Raw genomic sequence first — 16,071 nt, forward strand, 5'->3', positions numbered from 1 at the left:
GGGCCATGGGGTTCGGACTGCTGACGGTGCCCTCGGTGGCCGCACGGCTGCTGCCCGGCGCGCCGCGCCTGCTGGCACCGGCGGTCGGGCTGGCCGCCGGCGCCGCCGCGGGAACGGCACGTGCCGGAGTGCGCGGCGCGGACGCCGCCGTACGGGTGGCACGGGTCGCGCGCAACGCGCTGCCCGGCGCCGGTGACCACTGGCGGGCCGGCCCGCGTGCCCATCTGGCCCTGCGACCGGTGGAGCGGGAACAGGTGCGGCGCGCGGGCGGCACGGCGCACCTCGCACGCCGGATGGCCGAGACGCTCGCGGAGCGGCCCGACGTCCTCGTCGCGTACTGGGACCAGGGGCTCGCGCGCCTGGTCGTGACCGCGACCGGGGAGGAGGCCGCCGACGAGGTCATGAGCCACGCCGCGGACCTGGCCGAGCGGCACGGGCTCGTGCTGTCCGGCGGCGACGTGGAGGAGACCACGCACCCCGCCGACCCGGCCGGGGTGCGCGCGGCCGTGGCCGCACTCGCCGCCGACACCGTGGGCATCGGCGTCGCGGCCACCGCGTACGCGCTGCGGCTGCCGCCCACGCCCCGCCTGGCGACCGCGGTGGTGACGCTGCTGCGGGAGAACCCGCGCTTTCGCGCCTGGCTGCGCGGCGTGCTGGGGGACACCGGCATGGATCTCACGCTGGCCTGCGCCAACGCCGCCGTCCACGGTGCCGGGCAGACTCCCGCCTCCCTTGTTCTCGACGGCGCCCTGCGGGCCTGCCAGGTGGCCGAGACGGTGGCCCGCGCCGCCGCCTTCGACACGGTGCACGACGAACTGTGCGCGCCCGGCCGCGTCAGCCTCCCGGCGGGCGGCGCCCCCCGTCCCCCGTTGCGGGAATCGCCGGCCCAGGAGTACGCCGAGCACGCCTCGGCGGGCAGTGTGCTGGGCGCGGCGGCCACCCTCCTGGTCAAGCACAACGGCGCGGAGGCGGCGGAAGCGGTTCTCGCCGGCTCGCCGAAGGCCGCCCGCTACGGTCCCGCGGCCTTCCACGCGCTGCTGAGCGCCGCGCTCGCCCGCACCGGCGTCCTGGTCCGTGACCCGGACCGGCTGCGCCGACTGGAGATGGTCGGCACGATCGTCCTGGACGCCGATGTGCTGCGTACCGACGAGGGCGAACCGGACCCGTGGGCCGAACCGGTGCTGGACGCGGCACGCAGGGCCCGTCTGCGGGTGGTGCTCGTGGACGACCCCGCCCTGGAGGACTTCGTCGGTCTCGCCGACCAGGTGGTGGACGCGCGCCGTCCGCTGGACGACGTGGTCTACCAGGCGCGCGGTGACGGGGGCGGGGTGCTCACCGTCGCCCGGGTGCGCTCGGCCGACGACCACGACGTCCTGGCCGGGCTGCGCGCCGCCGACATCGCCGTGGCTCTCACCGACCAGGCGGGCGCCGTGGTCTGGGGCGCGGATCTCCTCGCCCTGCACGGACTGCCCGACGTATGGCGGGTGCTGACCGCCGTCCCGGCCGCCCGTACCGTCAGCGGGCACGCGCAGATCCTGGCCCGCTCCGGCGCCGCCCTGTCCGGACTGCTCGTGGCCGTGGGCGAGTCCGGCGGCGGCCACGGTCGGTTCGCCGCCCTGCCGGGACTGCGCCACGCCCCGGTCGACGCCGCCGCCGTGTCGGCCCTGGTGTCCGGGGCGCGCGCGGCCTTCGCCGTGGCGACGGCCCGGCACCCGCATCCGCGGCCGCGCGTGCACTGGCACGAACTGGCACCGGAGCAGGCCCGGAAGCGACTGGAGCAGGAACCCGCCGAGGAACACGGCGGGTTCGAGGAACTGACCTCCCGCGCGCGCAAGGCCGCCGCCGGTGTCGCCCGGTATCCGGCCGCCACGCCCGTGCGCTGGACCTACCGGCTCGGCCGGGCCGTGCGCGGCGAACTCCACGACCCCCTCACACCGGTCCTCGCGGTCGGCTCGGCGGCGTCGGCGATCCTCGGCTCGGTCGTGGACGCCCTGCTCGTCATCGGTGCCCTGGATCTGAACGCCCTGGTCGGCGGCATCCAGCGGCTGCGTGCCGAGCGGGCGCTGTCCGGGCTGCTCGCCGACCAGCAGCAGAAGGCACGGCTGGTTCCGCCGCAGGGCGAGGCACCGGCCGGCGGCACCCGCACCGTGGAGGCGGGCAGGCTGCGTCCGGGCGATGTGATCCAGCTGAAGGCGGACGACGTGGTGCCCGCCGATGCCCGGCTGCTGTGGCAGGAGGGCCTGGAGGTCGACGAGTCCGCCCTGACCGGCGAGTCGCTGCCGGTGGAGAAGCAGACGGACCCGACCCCGCACGCCACGGTCGCCGACCGGCGCTGCATGGTCTTCGAGGGGACGACCGTCGTGGCGGGCCAGGCCCGCGCCGTGGTCGTCGAGACCGGTGAGCACACGGAGGCCGCCCGCGCCGTCCACCTCGCCGCCCGCACCCCCCCGGCCGGCGGCGTCCAGGCCCGGCTGCAGGAACTCACCCGCAAGGCGATGCCGTTGACCTTGGCGGGCGGCGCCGCGGTGACGAGCCTGGCGCTGCTGCGCGGCACTCCCATCCGGGAGGCGGTCAGCGGTGGCGTGGCGGTGGCCGTCGCCGCCGTACCGGAGGGTTTGCCGCTGGTGGCCACGGTCGCGCAGTTGGCGGCCGCCAGGCGGCTGAGCCACGACGGTGTGCTCGTGCGCACCCCGCGCACCCTGGAGGCGCTGGGCCGCATGGACACCTTCTGCTTCGACAAGACCGGCACGCTCACCGAGAACCGGTTGCGCCTGGTGCGCACCTCCGACGCCGACGGCACGGTTCGCGCGGTGGACGACCCCGGCTCCGCCGGCGCCGTCCGGGCCGCCGCCCGCGCCTGCCCGCGCATCGACGGCGGGGCCGAGCAGCCCGTGCACGCCACCGACGAGGCCGTGCTGGACGCGGCGGGCCCCGACCCGGACTGGACCCAGCTCGCGGACCAGCCGTTCGAGGCGGCACGCGGATACGCCGCCGCCGTCGGCCGCAGCGGCGCCGGCCCGGTCGTGCTGGTGGTCAAGGGCGCCCCGGAGACCGTGCTGCCCGCCTGCTCCGGTCTGCCCGAGCACTCCTTCGAGGCGGCCCGGGCGCTGGCGGGCGAGGGTCTGCGGGTGCTCGCGGTGGCCGAACGGCGGCTCGGCCCCGGCGAGGAGCCGGCCGACGTCCTCGAACAGCCGCTGCGGAAGCTGGACTTCACCGGACTGCTCGCCCTGTCCGACGTGCCGCGCGAGACCTCCACGGCGCTGGTGGAGGGCCTGTTCGACGAAGGGGTACGACCGGTCATGCTCACCGGCGACCATCCGCAGACCGCGCGGGCCATCGCCGCCGAGCTGGGCTGGCCCGCGGACACCGTGGTGGTCACGGGGGACGAACTGGCCGCGGCGGACCGGGGGGCCAGGGCCCGGATGCTGCGGGACGCGAGCGTGGTGGCGCGCGTGGCACCCGAGCAGAAGCTCCAGGTCGTGGAGGCGCTGCGGGACGCCGGACGGGTGGTCGGCATGGTCGGCGACGGCGCCAACGACGCCGCGGCGATCCGCGCCGCCGACATCGGCGTCGGGATCAGCGCGCGCGGTTCGGCCGCCGCGCGCAACGCCGCCGACATCGTCCTCACCGACGACGATCTGACGGTCCTGATCGCCGCGATCGACGAGGGCCGGGCGCTGTGGCACAGCGTGGCCGACGCCATCGCCATCCTCATCGGCGGCAATGCGGGCGAGGTCGGGTTCGGCATCATCGGCACCCTGCTGTCCGGCCGGGCACCGCTGTCCACCCGGCAGATGCTCATGGTGAACCTCTTCACCGACCTGTTCCCCTCGATGGCGGTCGCGGTCACCGAGCGGGAGGACGAGCGAGCAACGCCACGCGCCCGCGGCGGCCCGGCCCGGGACGCACAGCCCGGCACGGCGGGCGCCCACGGCGGAGCCCCGGAGGACGCCTCCGCCGTGCTCGGTGCGCCCCTTCTGCGGCAGATCCGGCACCGGGCGCTCACCACCTGCCTGGGCGCGGTGACGGCCTGGCTGTTCGGCCGCTTCACCCCGGGCACCGCACGCCGCTCCAGCACGATGGCGCTGTGCGGGGTCGTCGGCACCCAGCTCGCGCAGACCTGGCTGGACCGGCGCGACAGCCACCTGGTGCAGATCACCTGCCTGGGTTCCGCGGCAGCGCTGGTCGCGGCGGTGCAGATCCCCGTCGTCAGCCAGGCCGTCGGCTGCACCCCGCTCGGCCCGGTCGCCTGGGCCGGGGTCCTCGCGGCGATCGTCCTGGCCCTGGCGGGACAGCGGGTGTTGCCCCGCCTGGAGGAAACGGTCACCCGGCTGCTGCCGAGCTGAGCCGGCCGGCGGGTGCTCGGTCCGTCCGGCCGGGCTCAGACCGAGCGGTGGTACTGCTCCGGCACCCGGACCTCGCCGCCCAGCTCGCGAGCGGCGTGCCGGGCCCAGGACGGGTTGCGCAGCAGCTCACGGCCCAGCAGGACGGCGTCGGCCTCGCCGTTCGCCACGATCTTCTCCGCCTGCCCGGCCTCGGTGATCAGGCCCACGGCGGCGACGTGCAGCGGGGTCTCGGCCTTCACCCGGGCGGCGAACGGCACCTGGTAGCCGGGCCCGGTCGGGATGGTCACGCCGGAGGCGTTGCCGCCGGTGGACACGTCGAGCAAATCGACGCCGTGCGTGTGCAGGTCATGGGCGAAGCGGACCGTGTCCTGCGGGGTCCAGCCGCCGCCCTGGAGCCAGTCGGTGGCCGAGATGCGGAAGAACAGCGGCTTGTCCTCGGGCCACACCCGCCGTACGGCATCGACGACCTCCAGGGCGAACCGGGTGCGGTTCTCGTACGAGCCGCCGTAGGCGTCGGTGCGGTGATTGGAGTGTGGTGAGAGGAACTCGTTGATCAGGTAGCCGTGGGCACCGTGGATCTCGGCGACCTCGAACCCGGCGGCGAGCGCCCGGCGTGCCGCGGCCGCGAACTGGCCGACGATCTCCCGGATCCCGTCCACCGTCAGCTCGGTGGGCACGGGGTGGCGCTCGTCGAAGGGCACCGCGCTCGGGGCGACCGGCTGCCAGCCGCGCGCCTGCAGTCCGAGCGGCGCGCCGCCCTTCCACGGCCGGTCGGTGGACGCCTTGCGGCCGGCGTGAGCGAGCTGGACGCCCGGCACCGTGCCCCGGGCGCTGAGGAAGCCGGTGATCCGGCGGAAGGCCTCCACCTGCGTGTCGTTCCACATGCCGAGGTCGTACGGGGAGATCCGGCCCTCCGGCGCGACCGCGGTGGCCTCCACGACGATCAGGCCGGTGCCGCCCGAGGCACGCGCCCCGTAGTGCGCGAAGTGCCAGTCGCCGGGGGCGCCCGTAAGCGGGCCCTCCGGTACGGCCGAGTACTGGCACATCGGGGGCATCCACACCCGGTTCGGAATGGTCACTTCGCGCAGGGTGATGCTCTCGAAGAGGGCGCTCACGTCAGACTCCGTTCGTCACGGGACCGTGGTCGCCTCGTACGATAAACCTCGTACTACGAGGGATGTCAAACTACGATGACCCTCGTACAATGATGGCGACCGAGGGAGCTCCGCGACGAAGGGCAGCCGCCGTGACCGAGACCGCCACCGCCGGCCGCGCGCTGCCGCACCCGGAGCGCGCGGAGATCCGCCTGGAGGGCGTGCTGCACGCGCTCTCCGACCCGATGCGCCTGCTGATCGTGCGCGAACTCGCCGCGCGCGAGGCGGAGCTGATCTGCTCGCAGTTCGACCTGCCGGTGACCAAGTCCACCTCCACACACCACTTCCGCGTGCTGCGCGAGAACGGGGTCATCCGGCAGGTCTACCGGGGCACGGCCAAGATGAACGTGCTGCGCAGGGACGACCTAGACGGTCTCTTCCCGGGACTGCTCGACAGCCTCCTCGCCGCCGCGGACCGGCAGTCCGTCCGCCTCGGCGACGGCCGCTGAACCGGCCTTCCCCGGAAGGTGGTTGAAGAGCAGGTTCAGTGCGATCGCGGACATGCAGCCCGCGCTGATCCCGCTGTTCATCACCGTCTGGAACCAGTCCGGGAACCTCTCGTAGACCGTCGGCACCCCCACCGGCAGCATGCCGATCGCCACCGACACGGCCACCACCGTCAGATTCTGGGTGCCCGTGAAGTCGACCCGGGCCAGCGTCCGCAGCCCGCTCGCCGCAACCGTCCCGAACATCACCAGTCCGGCCCCGCCCAGCACCGGCGCCGGGATCGCCGCGACCACCGCACCCAGCTTGGGCAGCAGACCGAGCAGCACCAGGATCCCACCCGCCGCCGCGACCACCCAGCGGCTGCGCACCCGGGTCAGCCCGACCAGGCCCACGTTCTGCGCGTACGCCGTGTACGGGAAGGTGTTGAACACTCCGCCCAGCACCGTCGACAGACCGTCCGCACGCAGCCCGTCGGCGAGCGGGCGCGGCTCGACCCTCCGCCCGGCCAGCTCGCCCACCGCGACGAGGTCACCGGTCGTCTCGGTCATGGTCACCAGAGCGACCACCAGCATCGACACGATGGCGGAGACCCTGAAGGTCGGCGCCCCGAAGTGGAACGGCGTACTGATGCCCAGCCAGCCGGCCTCGGAGACCCCGCCGAAGTCGGTGAACCCGAACGGCACCGCCACGGCCAGACCCACCGCGATCCCGATCAGGACGGCGATCCGGCCGAGCGCGGGCGGCGCGAACCGCTGCACGGCCAGCACCACCGCCAGCACGAACGCCGCCAGTGCCAGGTTCCTCGGCTCCCCGAAGTCCTTCGAGCCGGCACCGCCCGCCGCCCAGTCGCCCGCAACCGGCAGCAGCGAGACCCCGATGATCAGGATGACCGTGCCGGTCACCAATGGCGGGAAGAACCGCAACAGCCTGCCGAAGACCGGTGCGAGCAGCATGATCGCCAGACCCGCGACGATCACCGAGCCGTAGACCGCGGGCAATCCGCCGCCCGTCGTCCCGATGAGCACCATCGGCGAAACGGCCGCGAACGTACAGCCCTGCATGATCGGCAACCGGACGCCGAACCGCCAGAAGCCGACGCACTGGATCAGCGTGGCGATCCCGCACACCAGCAGATCAGCGGTGATGAGATACGCCAGATCGGCCGGTGAGAGCTTCATCGCGCCGCCCACGATCAGCGGGACGGCGACAGCGCCCGCGTACATCGCCAGCACATGCTGCAGCCCGAAGGCCGCCAACTGCCGTACCGGTGGTATCTCGTCGACGGGATGGACGTCTGTGGTGGCCATGGGCACTCCAACGGTGCTCGGGCGGGGGGTGGCATCCGAACAGGACGAGACGGTAAGCGTCTTGCACAGTTTGTTGATTTCCGGACTGTTGCCGGTGTGTGTCATGCTCGCCCGGCGGCCCACGCATCCCCGGCCACCAGGCCTATGCCGACCGGGCCGCCGTGAGCAGCGAGTCCCAGTCGGACAGCTTCACCACGCTCCGCCCCAGCCGTGCGCCCAGCTCGGCCTCGGCCTGCTCGATCGCCAGCCACCCCGCCCACGGCACCGGCTCGATCCCGGCCGCCCGCAGCGCCGGCACGGGGTCCCGGGGCACCCGCCGGTGCATCAGGGCGGGAACGTCCGCGAGCAGGGAGGCCGCCGTCTCCTTGGCGCAGGGCCGGTTGCTGCCGATGACACCGGTCGGACCGCGCTTGATCCATCCAGCGACGTACTCCCCGGGACACGGCACACCGTCGCGTACGACACGACCGGCCGTGTGGGGCACCGTGCCGCTCGCCGCGTCGAACGGCAGCCCGTCCAGCGGCACTCCGTGATAGCCCACCGAACGCAGCACCAACTGGGCCGGCACCTCCTCGAACCGGCCGGTGCCCGTCACCCCGCCCCGACCGTCCGGCGCCGTCCGCTCGAAGCGCACGGCGCCCACCCGGCCCCCGTCGGCGAGCAGTTCCACCGGGCGCAGGAAGAACCGCAGCCGGACACGCCGGACGGCATCGGCCGAGGACCGGTCGGACCAGCCGCGCAGCACCTCCAGATTGCGCCGCTGCACGGTGGGAAGCGCGCCGGGATCGGCCGGATCCAGCGCCAGATCGCCCGGGTCGACGGTGACCTCGGTACCGGGCAGCCCGCCCAGCTCGCGCAGCTCCTTGGTGGTGAAGCGGGCCTGGGCCGGGCCACGCCGGCCCACCATGTGCACCTCGCCGACCCCGCTCGCCGTCAGCGCGTCCAGCGCGGCCTGCGGAATGTCCGTCGGCCGCAGCTCCTCCCCGCCCCGCACCAGCATCCGCGTGACGTCCACCGCCACATTGCCCACGCCGATGACCACGGCCGACCGCACCCCGCGCAGAAAGTCGGCGTCGGCCGCGTCCGGATGCGCGCTGTACCAGGCCACGAAGTCGGTCGCCGACCAACTGCCCGGCAGCTCCTCGCCCGGAATCCCGAGCCGGCGGTCGGTGGCGGCACCCACGCAGTACACCACCGCTTGGTACAGCTCCCGCAGCCGCTCGACCGGCAGCCCGCCGGGGCCACCCACCCGGACCCCGCCGAGGAACCGCACCCGCTCGTGCTCCAGCACCGACCTCAGGCTGCCCTGCAGAGACTTGATCTTCTCGTGGTCCGGGGCGACGCCGTACCGGACCAGGCCGTACGGGCACGGCAGCCGGTCCAGGACGTCCACGCACACCTCGGGGTCCAGCTGGACCAGGGTCTGGGCGGTGTAGCACCCGCTCGGTCCCGAACCGACGACGGCGATACGCAGCACAGCGGGACTCCTCGGCCGAAGGGGAAGGAGGTGGCGTGCGAACGGCTCCAGCATGGCATCCCCCGGCCCGTCCGGGCAGGGTCCGGCGGGGTGACGCCGACGCGTGTCCCACCGTATGGAGGGTGATGACGCGATTACGTTGCGTGTGTGCCAGAAGCGTCCTTTCTTCATCTTTCCGGCCGGAACACGGCGGACGGCGCGGTGTCCGTGTGGCCCGCGTGGAAGGTGCGGCAGCACGGCGACGAGCAGGAGCACGGCGACGTCACGTCCTGGTTCCAGGTACGGCTGGCCTTCCCGGACGGCGCGCGCGTCGACGCCCTGGCCGTCCTGCACGAGGGACGTGTGTCCATCGAGGACGTACGGGCCGAGCCGGCCCTGTCCCTCGCCGATCTCACGGTGCTCGCGGACTGGATCGAGGGCCCGCTGTTCCAGTCCTGCGGGGTGGAGCGGCTCGAGCCCCGCGTGGTGGAGCGGCCGTACGACGAGAACGGTGCGAGCGGCGAGGACGACGAGGAGCGGCCGGAGCACGGGGGCGAACCGGAAGCGGGCGACGAGGCGGAGGACGAGGACGTGCACTGCGCGGGACCGCAGCGCGCCCGGCCGGTCCGGGCACGTGGCGTGGAGGGCAGCCGACTGGTCGCGCGGGAGTACCGCGCCGCGCAGGAGGCGGGCGTCGACCCGGTGCTCGCCGTCATGAACGCGACCGGCCGCAGCCGCCGACGCTCCCTCAGGCTGATCGCCCAGGCACGGGACGCCGGATTCCTGACGCCCCGCCACGCACGCCGGGAGTGAGGCGGATTCGGTCCCCGACGGCTGACGCGGCCCTCAGGAACCGCCCGGACGCTCCTCCGTGGCGAAGAACCGGGACAGATCCCGCTCCCTCGCCCCCTCGCCCCTCTCCTTCTCCGGCGGCTGCCCCGACTCCCAGTCGAGCCCGTACCGCTGGAACAGCTCGGCCCGCAGCGCCGGAACCGGCATCGGCACCCCCGGCACCAGCGCGGCGTACACGGCGCCCATCAACAGGGCCCGCAGCATCGGATAGTCGGCGGCGACGTCCTGTGAACCGCACCGGGCGACCGTGTCGCCGAGCAGCTCCGACAGCCGGCGCTGCTCCGGACACTGCACGAAGCCCTCCGCCTGCAGCAGCCCCGCCATGTGCTGGCGCATCAGCACCGGCCGGTCGCGGGCCAGACCCAGGATCGAGTCGATCGCCCGCGCCAGGCGCTCCCGGCCGTCGTCGGTGTGCGGCTCCCGCTCCAGCGCCTCCTCCAGCGTGCGGTGCATCAGCCGGTGCACGGCGGACTGCACCAACTGGCGCTTGCCGGGGAAGTAGTACGACACCAGTCCCCGCGCCGAACCGGCACGGTCCGCGATGTCGCCCAGGGTGGTGGCCTCGAAGCCGTGCTCGTCGACCAGCTCCACGGCGGCCTGCAACAGCCGCTCCCGGGAACGTCGCCGCAACTCTTCGTTGACCGAGGCGCTGCGCGGGGACATCCTGTAACTCCTGCGTTGACTGGCTGCCAGCCAACTATACTCAACGCGAGGGGCACCGCCATGTGCGGGCCCCGTCCAGGGCTGCCGTCCGTCTGGGGCGACGCGGGGGATCGTCTCAGGCGGACGGCGCAAGGACGGGGCTGACGCCAGGTGCGTGTGGTGCCGTGAGCGGGGTGGACGGTGGAGTCTGCGGCGGACGGCGCCCAGGGGTCTCAGCCCACCAGGTCCAGCACCGGCAGCAGCGCGTCCGGGCGGTCCGACACCGGCAGGTGATCGACGAAGTGCACCCGGCAGCCGAGCGCGGCCGCCCCACCGTCGGCCACCTTGCTGTCGCCCACCATCACCGTGTCCCGCGGATCGGCACCGAGCGCCGTGCAGGCGACCGAGAACAGCCGCGGGTCGGGCTTCTGCACGCCGTGCTCGTACGACAGCACGTACGCGTCCACGTACCCGTCGAGCCCGTGCTCGCGGAACACCGGGCGCAGATCCCAGCCGATGTTGCTGACCACGCCCACGCCGATCCCGCGCTCGCGGAGGGTGCGCAGCACCTCGGCGGCGTCCGGATAGGGGGACCAGGCGGCCGGGGTCTTGTGCCGTTCGTACAGCGCGTCGTGCAGCCCGGGATCGGGCAGCGGCACCCGCCGGGACAGTCCCGTGTACGCGGCCCGGTGCAGCTCCGCGCTCTCGTCCCGCACCGCCCAGAGCCCGGCCAGGCCGGCCGGCAGCTCCGCCGGCGCCGCACCGCCCGGCAGCGCACCGGCCGTCTCCAAGTCCCGTGCCCTCGCCTTCAGTTCTGGCTCGGACAGGACGTGCCCCGTCTCGTCCAGTACCGCCCGCAGCCAGGACTCGGCGGACTCGATGCGGAACAGCGTCCCGGAGAAGTCGAACAACACGGCAGTCATGCGGCGACCTTATCGGGGCCGGACGGCAGGGGCCGTCGGCCTGACCGCGCCCGTCCGGTCACGGCACGCGCGGCGGACCACTGCCGACAGCCGACAGCCGACCGGCGACCTGCGCAGCCGACAGCCGACCGGCGACCGCCGGAAGGAGATCGGGGACCGCCTGCCGGAGGCCGTCGATGGTGGTCGACCGGCAGTCGAATGTCCGCAGGAGACCGGCGACGTCGACGAGAGACCGCCGACCGGGGCAGGAGATCGTCGACCGTCGGCAGAAGATCGCCGACCGGCGACATGCACATGGGCAACAGCCGGCAGGACGCAGCCGGCAGGGGACGGGCGACAGGGGGCGGCCGACAGAGGACCGGTGACCGGCGACTGTCGGCCGTCGCCGCCCGGGTGTCAGCCGAGGGCGTGCAGGCCCGGCGTCAGGGCCACCAGGATGGGAAGCGCGGGCACCAGCGTCGCCACCGCCGTCAGACGCAGCCGGTGCCGTGCGGGTAGCCGGTCCGGGGGAGCCAGCAGTCGGTGCACCCGCTGCGGCACATGGGCCTGCGGAGTGGGGCAGGGACCGAACACGCCTCGCTCCTCGTTGAGCCCGACCAGGGCGAGCGCGGTCGTCAGCCGGCCGAAGCGCCGGGAGGCCATGTCGTCGGCGGCCAGTTCGACCAGCCGGTGCATCTCGTCACGGAACGCGGCGAACACCGGCACCTGCGGGAATCCGCCCGCCAACGCCGCCGAGCAGTGCAGCAGCCAGTCGTGCCGGGCCTGTGCGTGGCCCTGCTCATGGGCGATCAGGGCATCCAGCTGACGCCCTTTCAGTCGACGCAGGGCGGCCGTCGTGATGATCAGACGGGGTGCCGTACCGGGCAGCCACCAGGCGTCGGGGCGCTCGCCCTCCAGCACCACCAGCCTGCCGCCCGCCGGTTCCTCGCCCGGCAACAGCGGGGCAGGGCACGCACGAGGAGTTCGGCCCGCCTGACACGCCGCCGGGCGCGGGCCCGTACGACCTCGCGCACCAGCATCGCGAGGCTCCACAGGCCGCCCGAGGCGAGCAGTACGGCGGTGGGCGCCGCCCAGGGACCGGCCGTGCCGAGCGCGTAGGCGTCCACGACCGTGCGCGGAGCCCGTGCGAACACCTGCCCCCGCACCTCCTGCCAGGCCGCCGACGCGCTGAGCGTCATCGACAGGACACAGCACAGCAGGACGCCCGCCACCACGCACTGCCACACCCAGAGGGCCACGACCGGTTCGCGGTCCGGCCAGTCGGCCCGGGCGAGCAGCCGCGGGGCGGCGACGGCCGTCAGGGCGCCGAGCAACAGCAGGGCCACGGGGACCATCATGGTCGACACCCTATGAGCGCGAGGCCGCTCGCGGGTACGGTCCGTGCCGGCGAAGTGACGCAGACAACGCCTTTGCCCAGGGATGGCTCACATCGTGCGCTCACATGCCGAGCAGCATCGCCACCAGGCCGATCCCCATCGACAGCCGGCAGGCCCGCGCCAGCTCCGGCCGGTCGCCCCAGCCGAGCGGCCGTCCGCCGTCCCCGGTCCCCGGCCCCCGACCAAAGGTCATGACGGCGGCCGGGACCAGACGGGCGCCGGCGAGCAGGACGTAACCGGCGAAGTACAGCAGCAGCGCGCCGGTCAGCAACGGCACCCCGAAGCGGCCGTGCGCGTGATGCGCGCCGGGCGGGGCCGCCGCCGTCGCCGCCATGTAGACCATGGCGGTCGTGCCCACCAGGTGGTGCAGATGATGCGGGGCGGCGCGTGCGGCCCACAGCGCGCGCAGCGCCGCCGCGCCGAACGCGGCCGCGTACACCGGCCACGCCCATTTCGGCGGCGTGGACACTGCCGCCGGTACGGCCATGACGGCCATGCCGAAGCCCATCAGCGCCTCACCGCCCGCGGCCCGGCGCTGCTCCTCGACACCGCTGCGCATGCGCAGCAGGCAGTACGCCCCCGTCGCGGCGCACAGGGCGACCAGCAGCCGCGCTGCCGACACCGGTCCGGGCACGCGCACCTCCCCGTTCGACGGTCGGTCGAGGGATGCGATGCCCACGACGTACGGAGCGCACGCGAGCGCAAGGGTGTAGACGGGGAGCATTCGCCGGAGCACACGACGTGAGCACACCTGAGGGCTGAAGTGCGCCGGAATTTTACAAGTAAAACACCTGCTAAATTGATGGGTATGAGCAGTGCGACCCGCCACCTACTTCCCCTTGCCGGAGTCCTCCGCCTCGGGCGGCCCTCCGACATCTGGTTCAAGCCCGCGCTGAGCGTGGTCGCCGCGGTCGCCCCGCCCAACCTGGCCCTGCTGGCGCTCGGCCGCCTCGACCTCGCGATGTACACGATGGCCGGGTCGCTGTGCGCGCTCTACGGCCACAGCCGGCCCTACGCCGCCCGTGCCCGCGTACTCGCCCGGGTGGTGCTCGGCATGGTCGGCGGCCTCGCCGTCTCCCTGCTCGCCGCGTCCCTGACGCACAGCGCGGTGGTCCTCGTCACCGTGGGGGCCGTGCTGGCGGCCGTCCAGAAGGCGGTGAGCGACGCCACCCGGCTCGGACCGCCCGGGAACGTGGTCCTGACCTTCATCAGCTCCGCCTCGCTGTTCGCGCCGCAGACCCTCGGCCAGGTGCCCGGCCACCTCGGGCTGGCCCTGGTGGCCGGCGGCTGGTCCTGGCTGGTCGGCATGGCGCCGGGGCTGCTCCGCCCGCACGGCCCGGAGCGCCGCGCGACCGCCCGGGCCCTGAACGCCGCCGCCGCGTACGCCGACACGTGCGGCACCGCCGACGGCCACGGCCGGGCCCGTGCCGCGAGCGCAGCCGCGATCCACGCGGCCTGGCAGTCGCTGCCGGCCGCCGGCGCTCGCCCGGACCGCACCCGGCGCGCCCTCGAACGCCTCCTCGTCCGCGCCGAGGTGGCCCTCGCCGCCCCCTCCGACGCCGATCCCGCGCGGCTGCGTGCCTGGGCCCGCGAGCTGCGCGGCACCGGCCGGATCCCGCGCGTCGAGTCCCCGCGCGAGTCCGCGGACGAACTCCTCGGCGTGGACACCGAACTCGCCCTTCCCCGGCGGTCGTTGCGCCACCTGCTCACCCCGCTCGCCCCGATCGCCGCGCGCACCGCGGTCGGCTGTGCGCTCGCCGGTTACGCCTCGCTCGCCCTCGGGGTCGGCCGGCCGTACTGGGCACTGGTCACCGCGGCCTCCCTCTACCAGGCCAACGTCACGCTCACCTGGAGCCGCGGCATCCAGCGGGTGGTCGGCAACGTGGTCGGCGTCCTGTGCTTCGCCGCCCTCGCCCCCCTCGCCCATCTCCACCCGGTCGCACTGGTGCTGTGCACCGTCGCCCTCAACTTCGGCGCGGAGGCGCTGATAGGCCGCAACTACTGGCTCGGCAGCGTCTGTGTGACCCCGATGGCCCTGCTCATCACCGAGTTCGCCCGCGCTCAGAACCCGGCCGAGCTGATCACCGAGCGGGTCGTGGACACCCTCGTCGGCGCGCTGGTCGGCTTCGTCGCCGCCGTCGCCGTCACCAACCGGCGCGTCGGCGACCGCCTCGAACACGCGCTGGCCGCGGCGGAAGGCGCCCGCGAGAACGCCGCCCGGCTGCTGGCCGAGCCGCACCCGGCCCCGCAGGCCCTGGAAGCCGCCCGCCGCACCCTCGCCGCCGCCCTCGCCGACCTGCGCGCCACGGCCGACGCCGCCTCCGGCGAGTGGTGGCAGCGCGTCCTGCCCGAGGAGCGGGTCGTCCGCGCCGAGCGGTCCGGACACCGTACGCTCGCGACGACGGTACGACGCCAGGGGTTCCTACCGCAGGGCCGGGGCCAGGGCGGGTGTCCGGGCGGCCACCGGGGTCAGGACGGCAGAACGACGGAGGACGTACGGCCATGACGGGGACGACCGGCAGACACGCGCCGGCGCACGACACGCCCGGCGCGGACCGGGTGCGCGACCAGGCACGGCCCTCCGGCGCGGAACCGGAGAGCGACGCCACGGCCGGCCCCGGGACGCGGCGCGACGGCGACACCGTGGCCGCCGTCGTCCGGCAGTGGCGGGCCGTGCACCCCGCGCTGGACACCGGGCCCATGGAGGTCATCGGACGGATCAACCGGTGCGCCGCGCTGCTCCAGCAGGCCGAGGACGCGCCGTTGCGCCGCGCCGGGCTCAGCCGCCCCGAGTTCGACCTGCTGGGCGCGCTGCGCCGTACCGGGCACGAACTGACCCCCGGTGAACTGGCCCGGGAGACCTTCTCCTCCGGAGCCGCCGTCACCAAGCGACTCAAGCAGCTGACCGAGCGGGGACTCGTCGAGCGGCGCGGCGATACGCGGGACCGCCGTGTCGCCCACGTCCGCCTCACCGACGCCGGCCGTGACCTGGTCGACGGCATCCTCCCGGAGCAACTCGGCCACGAGACGGCGGTGCTGTCCGTCCTGGCCCCGCAGGGGCAGAGCGAACTCGCCGGTCTGCTCGCCGAGTTGCTGAGCCGTCTGGAGGGCCGCACGGGGGCCCTGCGCGCCTGAACGCCGGCCGGAGCCGTCGTCGCCCGTCGTCAGGGCCGCGACAGCGTCCTGCACCGCACGGACAAGTCGCCGCCGGGCCGTAGGGGGGTTTCGTCCGGGTCGGCCCGGGTCCGCAGCGCCCGGCACGGCACCTCGCCGCGTCGTCGGACCACCCGAGTAGGCCCACCGGGACGCGGGTGGTCCTCCGCCTTGCGACGCACCGCACCGGACGCCGCGGCCCGTCCGACCTGATCCGAACGAAACCCCTGGTGCGCCGAGTCGGAGATGTTTCGTCAGATCGCAAGCCTGCGTCGGGCCTTCGGTTCTCCGACGGCCCGGCGCCACCTGGGACAGGTCGGCCTCGTTGAAGTCGGCGCCCCGGAAGAACCACCGAAATCTCCGACCCGCGTCACTAGGTGTTCTGTCTCGGGAGGTTGTGGACGGGTGAGCCAGG

General features: G+C 74.3%; 11 protein-coding genes and 1 pseudogene. 5 read left to right on the forward strand and 7 right to left on the reverse strand.

From position 1 onward, the window contains the following. Positions 1-5: 5 nt before the first annotated feature. Complete coding sequence (locus AC5WRT_RS11480; protein ID WP_496092878.1) at positions 6-4,346, forward strand: cation-translocating P-type ATPase; 4,341 nt, start codon at positions 6-8, stop codon at positions 4,344-4,346. A gap of 35 nt (positions 4,347-4,381) precedes the next feature. Here AC5WRT_RS11480 and AC5WRT_RS11485 read toward each other — a convergent pair whose 3' ends face one another. Further along, entirely contained in the window at positions 4,382-5,461 is a 1,080-nt protein-coding gene (locus AC5WRT_RS11485; protein WP_496092879.1) for an NADH:flavin oxidoreductase/NADH oxidase, read from the reverse strand. A 92-nt stretch (positions 5,462-5,553) separates the two neighbouring features. On the opposite strand from AC5WRT_RS11485, the gene AC5WRT_RS11490 reads away from it, so the two are divergent. Continuing rightward, positions 5,554-5,949, forward strand: coding sequence for an ArsR/SmtB family transcription factor (locus AC5WRT_RS11490; RefSeq protein ID WP_496092896.1), 396 nt, complete (start codon positions 5,554-5,556; stop codon positions 5,947-5,949). On the opposite strand, the gene AC5WRT_RS11495 is transcribed toward AC5WRT_RS11490, so the two are convergent. Together AC5WRT_RS11495 and AC5WRT_RS11500 are read right to left on the reverse strand one after the other, a co-directional pair. Continuing rightward, the gene (locus AC5WRT_RS11495; RefSeq protein WP_496092880.1) at positions 5,866-7,254 is read right to left on the reverse strand and encodes a nucleobase:cation symporter-2 family protein; all 1,389 of its coding nucleotides are present in this window, start codon (positions 7,252-7,254) and stop codon (positions 5,866-5,868) included. The two genes, AC5WRT_RS11490 and AC5WRT_RS11495, sit on opposite strands and share 84 nt — an antisense overlap. Positions 7,255-7,396: 142 nt before the next feature. Continuing rightward, a complete protein-coding gene (locus AC5WRT_RS11500) occupies positions 7,397-8,731 on the reverse strand; it encodes an FAD-dependent oxidoreductase (protein WP_496092881.1) in 1,335 nt (444 codons plus the stop codon). Between the two features lie 201 nt (positions 8,732-8,932). On the opposite strand from AC5WRT_RS11500, the gene AC5WRT_RS11505 reads away from it, so the two are divergent. Then, entirely contained in the window at positions 8,933-9,523 is a 591-nt protein-coding gene (locus AC5WRT_RS11505; RefSeq protein WP_496092897.1) for a DUF6214 family protein, read from the forward strand. Positions 9,524-9,556: 33 nt separating this feature from the next. On the opposite strand, the gene AC5WRT_RS11510 is transcribed toward AC5WRT_RS11505, so the two are convergent. From AC5WRT_RS11510 to AC5WRT_RS11525, 4 genes and pseudogenes are all read right to left on the reverse strand, one after another. After that, a complete protein-coding gene (locus AC5WRT_RS11510; RefSeq protein WP_496092882.1) occupies positions 9,557-10,225 on the reverse strand; it encodes a TetR/AcrR family transcriptional regulator in 669 nt (222 codons plus the stop codon). Positions 10,226-10,437: 212 nt separating this feature from the next. Further along, positions 10,438-11,127, reverse strand: coding sequence for an HAD family hydrolase (locus tag AC5WRT_RS11515; RefSeq protein WP_496092883.1), 690 nt, complete (start codon positions 11,125-11,127; stop codon positions 10,438-10,440). A gap of 396 nt (positions 11,128-11,523) precedes the next feature. Then, positions 11,524-12,464: pseudogene (locus AC5WRT_RS11520) on the reverse strand (M56 family metallopeptidase). Positions 12,465-12,564: 100 nt separating this feature from the next. Further along, positions 12,565-13,137 carry a DUF5134 domain-containing protein gene (locus tag AC5WRT_RS11525; protein ID WP_496092898.1) on the reverse strand — a complete coding sequence of 191 codons (573 nt, stop codon included), beginning with the start codon at positions 13,135-13,137 and terminating at the stop codon, positions 12,565-12,567. A 174-nt stretch (positions 13,138-13,311) separates the two neighbouring features. On the opposite strand from AC5WRT_RS11525, the gene AC5WRT_RS11530 reads away from it, so the two are divergent. Together AC5WRT_RS11530 and AC5WRT_RS11535 are read left to right on the forward strand one after the other, a co-directional pair. Then, positions 13,312-15,009, forward strand: coding sequence for an FUSC family protein (locus AC5WRT_RS11530; RefSeq protein ID WP_496092885.1), 1,698 nt, complete (start codon positions 13,312-13,314; stop codon positions 15,007-15,009). Beyond that, positions 15,006-15,638, forward strand: coding sequence for a MarR family winged helix-turn-helix transcriptional regulator (locus tag AC5WRT_RS11535; protein ID WP_496092886.1), 633 nt, complete (start codon positions 15,006-15,008; stop codon positions 15,636-15,638). Before AC5WRT_RS11530 ends, AC5WRT_RS11535 begins: the two co-directional genes overlap by 4 nt. Positions 15,639-16,071 lie beyond the last annotated feature (433 nt).

It is taken from the genome of Streptomyces sp. NTD91 (assembly GCF_059510455.1).